At 41.7% G+C, this 6139-nt stretch carries 5 protein-coding genes and 1 pseudogene; 3 read left to right on the top strand and 3 right to left on the bottom strand.

Annotated features, from left to right (window positions below):
- Positions 1 to 108 precede the first annotated feature (108 nt).
- Positions 109 to 393 (bottom strand): annotated as a pseudogene (locus AABK37_RS39725) (IS110 family transposase); the annotation flags it as partial.
- A gap of 216 nt (positions 394 to 609) precedes the next feature.
- Complete coding sequence (locus AABK37_RS39720; protein WP_432556891.1) at positions 610 to 780, bottom strand: hypothetical protein; 171 nt, start codon at positions 778 to 780, stop codon at positions 610 to 612.
- 598 nt (positions 781 to 1378) lie between these two features.
- On the opposite strand from AABK37_RS39720, the gene AABK37_RS39715 reads away from it, so the two are divergent.
- Together AABK37_RS39715 and AABK37_RS39710 are read left to right on the top strand one after the other, a co-directional pair.
- The gene (locus tag AABK37_RS39715; protein WP_432556893.1) at positions 1379 to 2602 is read left to right on the top strand and encodes an ATP-grasp domain-containing protein; all 1224 of its coding nucleotides are present in this window, start codon (positions 1379 to 1381) and stop codon (positions 2600 to 2602) included.
- Positions 2603 to 2935: 333 nt separating this feature from the next.
- Positions 2936 to 3817 carry a succinate--CoA ligase subunit alpha gene (locus AABK37_RS39710; protein WP_432556892.1) on the top strand — a complete coding sequence of 294 codons (882 nt, stop codon included), beginning with the start codon at positions 2936 to 2938 and terminating at the stop codon, positions 3815 to 3817.
- Positions 3818 to 3828: 11 nt separating this feature from the next.
- Here the strand turns inward: AABK37_RS39710 and AABK37_RS39705 are convergent, their stop codons facing one another.
- Positions 3829 to 5061 carry an RNA-guided endonuclease InsQ/TnpB family protein gene (locus AABK37_RS39705; RefSeq protein ID WP_432556890.1) on the bottom strand — a complete coding sequence of 411 codons (1233 nt, stop codon included), beginning with the start codon at positions 5059 to 5061 and terminating at the stop codon, positions 3829 to 3831.
- A 216-nt stretch (positions 5062 to 5277) separates the two neighbouring features.
- On the opposite strand from AABK37_RS39705, the gene AABK37_RS39700 reads away from it, so the two are divergent.
- Positions 5278 to 5991 carry an LCCL domain-containing protein gene (locus AABK37_RS39700; protein WP_432556889.1) on the top strand — a complete coding sequence of 238 codons (714 nt, stop codon included), beginning with the start codon at positions 5278 to 5280 and terminating at the stop codon, positions 5989 to 5991.
- Positions 5992 to 6139: the final 148 nt, after the last annotated feature.

Below are 6139 nucleotides of genomic sequence, written 5' to 3'. Positions count from 1 at the left end.
TTGCCACACCTTGATTCCTTAAAAACTACCCATAAGGGTTTTGACCCTTCTTGCTTAGTCTCTCACAAAAATGGTCGGTTTATTTCCGCCACCCTGTACTAGACCTCTGGCTTCCAAAATCTGGAATACTGGAATCCAATAGACTCCTGTTGCCTCCATTGCTACGGTTGTCACCTGACACTCCATCAACCAATCTGCCATTGCTATCAAATCGGGAGTAAAACATCCAAATCGCCGCACATTTTTTTCTGCTCTATTAGAAGGAACGCATACCCAATGTTCAGCACCACCCAAATCGATACCTGCTGCATTATGGTTAATTTGTTCCAGATGTGATGCGGTTTTTTCCTTGTTTACCGACTGATTAATTTCTTGCTTTGGTGGCAATTTCATCTAGCTATAACCCTGGTATAATTATTGAGATATGTCCTGACCTGGGGATATCTGATCATAAATAATCTTTCAAACGGGATAGGAAGCTTTTTCCTTCACCAATGTCGTAGTCATAAAGCCCCAGAACCATGCTCCTAAACAGGCAAAGCTGCACTATTGAAACCTCGGTTTTAACTGTCAGGACACTTATAAATGTACCTGCTAATACGTCGTCTATTAACTGTTTCTTTCATTCGTAGCGGGTGGTGTGCCGCCAGTGCCCCTGCTCCTAAGAAACACCCAGCCGTGGGAATAGGCTGGGTGAAGCGGTTGGGCAACCAAATCAAAGCCTAGAGCCTGAGCTGAGGAGTGGAGGTTTTTCACCATGCGATCGCGGTACTTTTGCATGGTCTGACTGACCGTTAGTTAGTAGTCTATGAACGAACTTTTAAGTAAGTCAACCTAATTAAACTTATGGCATAGCGATAAAAGTTTAAAAGAGTTCTAATAGTCTAACCAAATATAGGTAAGGTTTTTTGGCACAGATGCAACAATAGCGCATCTCTAGGTTTTTATACAATTAGATGGCGTTCTTATTCAATTCAATCGCAGTTAAAAATTACAAAAAAATGGCAATAGTACAATCTGTGGGCATTTTTACTGCATTCAATGTGGCAAGATAACGTACACTAGCTACCGTAGTTAATTTTACCGTGAGAATGCGGTAGTAACAAAATTATCCAAATAGAAGGCAAAAACTGCTTGAACAGTTCTGTTACAGGAAAATGCTGGTTATCTTAGATGCTGTCGATTTTCCTTTTGAAAATTAGTTACGTATTCTTGACATTACCAGAATATATTTGCTATTATCAGCAATTTGCTTCATGTGCTTATTGGATAAAATTAATGAGAGAAAAAAATGTATATAGCCAATTAAGGCTTGATGCGTGCAATTCATTTGCAGCGAAGACACTTTTTGGAAGTAGCTATACAAGGTGCTTATTTTATGGATTTATTAGAGTATCAAGTAAAAGAATGGTTTGGAAATATAGGCATTCCCGTATTGCCATCGCAACGAATTGACCATCCCACAGATTTAAAACGTTTAAAAATCCGTTATCCGATTGTACTAAAATCTCAAGTACATGCCCAAGAACGGGCAAAAGCTGGTGGAGTCAGATTTGTAGAGACTACCATTGATGCGATCGCCGCCGCGCAAAATATCTTCAATTTGCCGATTTTAGGCGAGTTACCAGAAGTTTTGCTGGCAGAATCTAAATACGATGCCGAGCAAGAATATTATTTAGCAGTAGTATTGGATACCGCTCTTTGCCGACCGGTTCTTTTAGGTGGTAAAGAAGCGAACATAGATTGGGAATTAGCCGCAGAGAAAATACAACATGTAGTTGTTGAACAAGAATTCTCGCCATATTATGCACGAAGATTAGCTTTAAAAATGGGTTTGCAGGGTGCAATGATGCAATCGATCGGCACCGTGATGGAAAAAATGTATCAGTTATTTGTGGAAAAAGACCTGGACTTAGTAGAAATTAATCCTCTGGGGGTGAGTCAGAGCGGAAGCGTGATGGCGCTTAATGGTAGTGTCAGAGTCAACCAACGAGCGATCGCTCGTCATCCCGATATGGCAGCGATGGCTGAAAAAATAGTCAACCGACATCCCGGTAATCAGACAAATGGGCATTTGCATGATTGGGATGGAATAGAAATGCATGGTAAAATCGGCATTTTGGGTAATGGTGCTGGTTCAGTAATGGCAACTTTGGATTTAGTGGCAAATGCTGGCGGTAAGCCCGGTCTTTGTTTGAATCTGCGCCATGCTTTTCCCACAGACACTCCCGCGACTACTTTTAGCGATCGCCTAACAAAAGGTCTGAAAATGTTGGCAGCTGACAAAAGCATTCAAGTCATCCTCATTAACCTTTTGGGTACCGTTCCTCAACCTCCTGAAATCGCTGAAATTATTCTCGCGTTTTTGCAACACGACAACAGCGAACTCAAACCACATGTGTTACGCTCTAATGGTAATAAAAGCCGCCGAGAAAATAACTTTCCGCGCTTTGTTATCCGTCTTGGCGGTTCTGATTTAAATGCAACCAGAGATTATTTAGCAACAATAGAAACTCAGAGCGATGCGCTAATAGTAGTAGAAAATTTAGATGAGGCAGTAGCCGAAGCGGTTCATCTTGCCAAATCTTATAGAAAGTTTTGAAAATCTTACCCCTTGGGAAAAACCTGTCCACGCCCAATCGCAGGCTTCTCCTTCAAAGACGCTTCGCGCTCCCCCAAATGGCGCACAATAATCCACAATTAGCACCCAAAATCTTGGGTATTGGAGCGCCATTTGGTGTGCGGATCTTGCTAAAAATTGTTGACGGGCGCCTCTGCCTGCGATTGGGCGTGGATAACTTTATGAAAGCCCCATAGAAGGGATAAAATTTAATCCAAACCACATGTAAACTTGCGCTTACCTAATAGAGGCGATTTATCAAGTCTATATCGGCGGCTAATCGCTGCTGTGGCACCAAACTTATCTAACTTTTTTATGAACTTAACGCCAGACAGCAAAGTGTTAATTCAAGGCTTCAGTGAATTCATCTCAGCAACTCATGTAGCTCAAATGAAAGCTTATGGCACTAATTTGGTAGGTGGTGTCAATCCTGGATATGGTGGACAGCAACTGCACGATTTGCTGGTATTTGACTTAGTAGAGGAAGTGGTAGCGGAATTTGGGCAAATTGATACCACAATTATTTGCGTACACCCTTACCAAGTGCTGGATGCAGCATTGGAAGCGATCGCATCTGATATCCGCCAATTAATTATCATCTCCGCAGGCGTGCCACCTTTGGATATGGTGGAATTACTTCGCAAAGCTGAAGCTAAAGAAACTGTGGTCGTCGGACCAAATAGTCCAGGAATCATCGTCCCCGGCAAAATTCTCTTAGGTACTCAACCTAGTGAATTCTATACTCCCGGATCGGTGGGAATCGTCAGTCGTAGCAGCACCCTCACCTATGAAATCGCTTGGGAATTAACAAGAGCTGATTTGGGGCAATCGATAAGTGTGAGTATTGGTAGTGATGCGATCGTGGGTTCATCTTTTTTGCAATGGCTGCAAATTTTAGATGAGGATGACAAGACAGAAGCGATCGTTATAGTTGGTCAACCTGGTGGAGGTAGCGAAGAAGTTGCAGCGCGGTACATTGCTGAAGCCATTGATAAACCAGTCATTGGCTACATCGCAGGTACACACGCACCACCAGGAAAACATTGGCGTCAAACTGGGACTTTAGCAGCTGTTATCGGACGCGATCCGGACTTTGGCACAGCAAAAAGTAAATTAGCCGCTTTCAAAAAAGCAAATGTACCAGTAGCCGAACGTCCTTCTCAAATTCCAGAATTAATCAAAAAGGCACTGAATTGACACTCTCCGCCCTAAAGCGTCGGAGATTCTTGGTTCGTTGACTCGCCGTTAGACGACAGGTTTACACCAATCGCCCAAGAGGGCAAATCTCCCCAAGCGTAAGTTCCCGTGTGCCCCACGGTACTGAGTCCTAATTTTAGGATGTTGATAGCGGCGTTCACGTCTCTATCTGCTACGTATCCACAATGTGGACAAACGTGAGTTCTCGTAGACAGGGACTTTTTAACTTTATTGCCACAGTTAGAGCAGTTCTGACTTGTATTGTGGGGAGGAGCAGCAACTGTTACCTTCCCATACTTGTGACCAAAATACTCTAACCATGAACGGAAAGTTGACCAGCCAGCATCACTGATTGATTTAGCCAGATGTCGGTTTCTTACCAACCCTTTCACATTTAAGTCTTCATAGGCTACCAAATCGTTAGATTGGATGACGGAGTATGCAACACGCTTGCAGTACTCTTTTCGTTGCCTACTTACTCTTAAATGCTTCCGAGCATACCTATTTTTAGCTTTGTGATAGTTGGTTGATTGCGGTTGTTTTGCCTTTTTCTTTTTGGGGTCGTATTTCTTGGATTTTTTACGATTAGCACGATTAAGCTGCTTTTCCGATTTGCGGTAAAATAATGGTGACTGTTCTACATTGCCCTTGTTATCAGCGATGAAGTACTTCAATCCCAGGTCAATACCCACTACTTGATTTGTTGGTTGTGTTTCAATCTTCAAATCAACATCGATTGCAAATTGAGCGTAGTAGCCGTCAGCACGACGTACTAAACGGACACGCTTAATTTGTTTGATGTCATAGTAGTTCAAATCATAGGTTCCCTTCAATTTCAGAGTCCCTATTCCTTTTTTGTCTCTAAAGGTAACAGTTTTTCGGTTGGTTGAAAGCGCCCATCCTGATGTTTTGTATTCAACCGAACGACAATGTTTTTTAAACTTTGGATACCCTTTTTTGCCTTTGACTTTTTTCTTGCAGTTATGGTAAAACCGAGCTATCGCACTCCAGGCACGTTCCGCCGCAGATTGTCTCGCCATTGAATTGAGTTCATCCGCAAATGGAAATTCACTAGCTAGTACAGCGCAATATTTGTTTAATGCGTACTTATCGACCTTATTAGCTTTGTTATCCATCCAATAGCGTAAAGCTTTGTTTTGAATGAATTGACTAGTACGAATAGCATCGTCTATTGCACGATACTGCTTATCTTTCCCTTTAATTTTGAACTCGTAAATTATCACTGGCTCGACCAACCAACTACTTCTTTATGCTAGCGCGTTTTTGATAAAGTCGCACTCTTATGGGCGAGGTTTTAAACCCAAATTTTCGATAATAGGGTTTTAAACTTGATAAAAACCCTATTTTTTGGAAAAATATCGTGTTTATACCCTAAAAGTGCAGGATAATTACGGTACGCAACTTATACTAAGTTGCGATTTTGCGGCTGAAGAAGGAGTATGAGTGTGAGGTCATTAATTTCTGTTTCTGTAATATCTACACTACTTGCGGTAACGTTAGTCAATGTAGCGTTGGCTGAGGTTCCCAAGCAGATAACCTGGGACGCTAATGCTTCAAACTTAAGAGGACGACTAGATCAAGATTTCACATTCATTTGTCCGTCGAGCGGTCGTGTTGGTACTGTATGGGGAACAGATATTTATACTGATGATTCCTTAATTTGCAGTGCTGCTGTACATGCTGGACTGATTACAGCCAAAAATGGTGGGAAAGTTACAATTAGAATTCGACCAGGAGAGGATTTTTATAATGGAACTACTCGCAATGGTGTGAGTAGCCAACGCTATGGTAGCTGGCAGGGAAGTTTTACTTTTCTTAATTCGGCTGGGCTTCCTGTAGCAACTAAGCCAGCCATTCCCTTTTTGGAATGGAGTAATAATGCTTCAAATCTGAGAGGACGACTAGATCAAGATTTTACATTTATGTGTCCGCCCAATGGTCGTGTTGGTACTGTATGGGGAACGGAGATTTATACTGATGATTCCTCAATTTGTAGTGCTGCTGTACATGCTGGACTGATTACAGCTAGAAATGGTGGGAAAGTTACAATTACAATTCGACCAGGAGAGGATTCTTATAATGGAACTACTCGTAATGGCGTGAGTAGCCAAAGCTACGGAAGTTGGCAGGGAAGTTTTATCTTTGCTAAATGAAAATAAAAGTAGGGTAGGCATTTTCAAAGCCTAGAACCGGATTTTAAGTATTGCAGAACTTTAATCATTTTATATTCGTTTCTAGTCAAATATATCAATTTAGCTGACGATACAGGTTCACAATTATTTTTATGAACTTGATTGACAT

Origin of the sequence: Tolypothrix sp. VBCCA 56010, from assembly GCF_050875635.1 — a bacterium.
In the GTDB taxonomy this organism is placed as follows: Bacteria; Cyanobacteriota; Cyanobacteriia; order Cyanobacteriales; family Nostocaceae; genus Hassallia.
The sequence above is the reverse complement of the archived record's forward strand: the minus strand, read 5'-3'. Positions and strand labels throughout refer to the sequence as shown.